A 2,220-nucleotide genomic window follows, 5' to 3' on the forward strand; every position below is an offset into this window, starting at 1 on the left:
CCACCGAGGTCGCGCAGTCGAGCAGGATCTTCTTCGACATCTCGATCGCTTCCTTGGCGCCGGTCGGATACGTGAAGGTCGCCGCCCAGTCGCCCTTGGCGACGGCCTCGATGCCGCCGGCCGGACCGGGCAGGCCGTCGGTGCCGATGATCTTGACGTCCTTGCCGGCGCCCTTGGCAGCCAGCAGCGCGGCGGCCGCCATCATGTCGTTCGAGGCGTAGAGCACCTTGATGTCGGGATGCGCCTGCAGCATGGCGGCAAAGGCGGTCTGGGCTTTATCCGGAACCCAGTCGGCGGCCTGCTCGGCGACGACCTGGATCTTGGCGTTCTCCTTCACGCCGTCCTTGAAGCCGTTGAGGCGCTCCACCGCCGGCGTCGAGCTCGGCAGGCCTTCCAGCACCGCCGTCTCGCCACCGTCGGGCAGCAGCGTCTTTGCGGTGTATTTCCCGGCTTCGAGCGCGATCTTGTAATTGTCGCCGCCGATGAAGGCCGTGTAGTCCTTGCCCGGGTCGCCGACGGTCTTGCGGTCGAGCTCGATCACCGGAATGCCGGCATCCATGGCGCGCTTCACGGCCGGCGTCAGCGGCGCTGCTTCGAAGGGCGAGATCAGCAGGATATCAACCTTCTGGGTGATGAAGTTGTCGACCTGCGAGGTCTGCGTGTTGACGTTGCCGGCGCCGTCGGCGATCTGCAGCGTGAACTGCGGAACGTCCTTGGCCGCGGCCGTCAGTTCGTCATTGACGTGCTGGCGATAGGGTTCGGCGTTGTTGGCCTGCGAAAAGCCGATGACGAACTGACCGTCCTTGGCGCAGGCCTTGACCAGCGGCTCGGCGGCCTGTGCGCTGCCGGCGATACACAGGCCGGCGCCTGCCAGAAGCGCGGCCTTGAGGGCACGCTTCGATCCTCTCAGTGTGGTTTTCATGCTCACTCTCCTCCTCGTCTGGCCGGGGGCGGACAGACCTTTGGTTTCAGTCTCGGGGGTATGCTTGCCGCCCGCCTCCTACCTGCCCAATCCCTCGCGGCGGCGAACGAGGGATTGGAGCACTGCCGCCAGCACGATGATCGCGGCGGTCGCGAGCAGCTGCGTGGCGGGGGTGATGTTGTTGAGCTGAAGGATGTTGGCGAGCGCGCCGAGCATGATGGTGCCGGCGACGGTGCCGACCATCGAGCCGGCGCCGCCGAACAGGCTGGTGCCGCCAATGACGACGGCGGCAATCGCCGTCAGCTCATAGCCCATGCCGTCATTGGCGCTGCCGAAGTTGAACTGGCCGGCATGCACGATGCCGGCAAGTGCGGAGGCAAAGCCGGTGATGGCATAGACCGAGATCTTCACCATCGACACCGGCACGCCGGAAATGCGCGCGGCGCGCTCGTTGCCGCCGACGGCAAAGACGTAGCGGCCGAAACGCGTGGTATTGAGCACCACCGTGGCGATCGCGGCAAAGGCGATGAAGACGATGGTCGCCACCGGCACGGTGTTGTCGAACAGCCGCTCGCCCAGCACCGCGAACACCGGCGGCGCCAGTCCCGGCCCGTCGCCATAGGAGATGTTGATGTACTGGTTGCCGGAAACGATGAGCGCCAGGCCGCGCGCCGCCTGCAGGCCGGCCAGCGTAACGATGAACGGCTCCAGCCGGAAGCGGGTGGAGATGGTGCCCTGCACGATGCCAAAGACGACGCCCATGACGAGCACGGCGAGGATGGTGGCAATGAGGCCGAAGCCGCCGGAGATCATCATGGTCGCGGTCACCACGGCGGAGAGACCGAGCACCGCGCCGACCGAGAGGTCGATGCCGGCGGTGATGATGACGAAGGTCATGCCGATGGCGATGATGCCGGTCTCTGACACGGCGCGCACGATGTTGGCGATGTTGTCGGGGTTGAGGAACAAGATCTCGCCATGGCGCCTGGGCGAGAAGATGACGCCGCCGATCGCCACCAGCACCAGGCCGATCAGGCTCTGGAAGCGCACGATGATCGCCAGCGGATCGACGCGCCTCGCCGCAGGAGCAGCGGGTACCGAAGGGCTTGAAGCTGCCGGGCTCGCCGCCACCGAAATCTTCTGGTCCGACATCAGGCCTCCCTGCCGTTTGCCGCGGCAAGCACGGTGTGCTCGTCGACGCCGCCAATGAATTCCGCCACGTTGCGCCCCTGGCGCAGCACCACGATGCGGTCGCAAAGTCCAATCAGCTCCGGCATCTCGCTGGAGGCGACCAATAT

Annotated in this window: 2 protein-coding genes and 1 pseudogene; all 3 read right to left on the reverse strand. The window is 66.1% G+C overall.

The features are described 5' to 3' along the window. Positions 1-922 (reverse strand): substrate-binding domain-containing protein (locus EOA33_RS33005; RefSeq protein ID WP_127407524.1); only part of this gene is annotated, 922 nt, incomplete at its 3' end. 78 nt (positions 923-1,000) lie between these two features. Continuing rightward, a complete protein-coding gene (locus EOA33_RS33010) occupies positions 1,001-2,074 on the reverse strand; it encodes an ABC transporter permease (RefSeq protein ID WP_245482512.1) in 1,074 nt (357 codons plus the stop codon). After that, positions 2,074-2,220, reverse strand: a pseudogene (locus EOA33_RS41605) (sugar ABC transporter ATP-binding protein); the annotation flags it as partial. The pseudogene EOA33_RS41605 and the gene EOA33_RS33010, both read right to left, overlap by 1 nt.

Source organism: Mesorhizobium sp. M4A.F.Ca.ET.050.02.1.1 (assembly GCF_003997725.1).
Lineage (GTDB): Bacteria > Pseudomonadota > Alphaproteobacteria > Rhizobiales > Rhizobiaceae > Mesorhizobium.

Coding starts and splice junctions, on each gene's coding strand:
- EOA33_RS33010 (WP_245482512.1), bottom strand. CDS start 2,074: ATGTCGGACCAGAAGATTTCGGTGGCGGCGAGCCCGGCAGCTTCAAGC.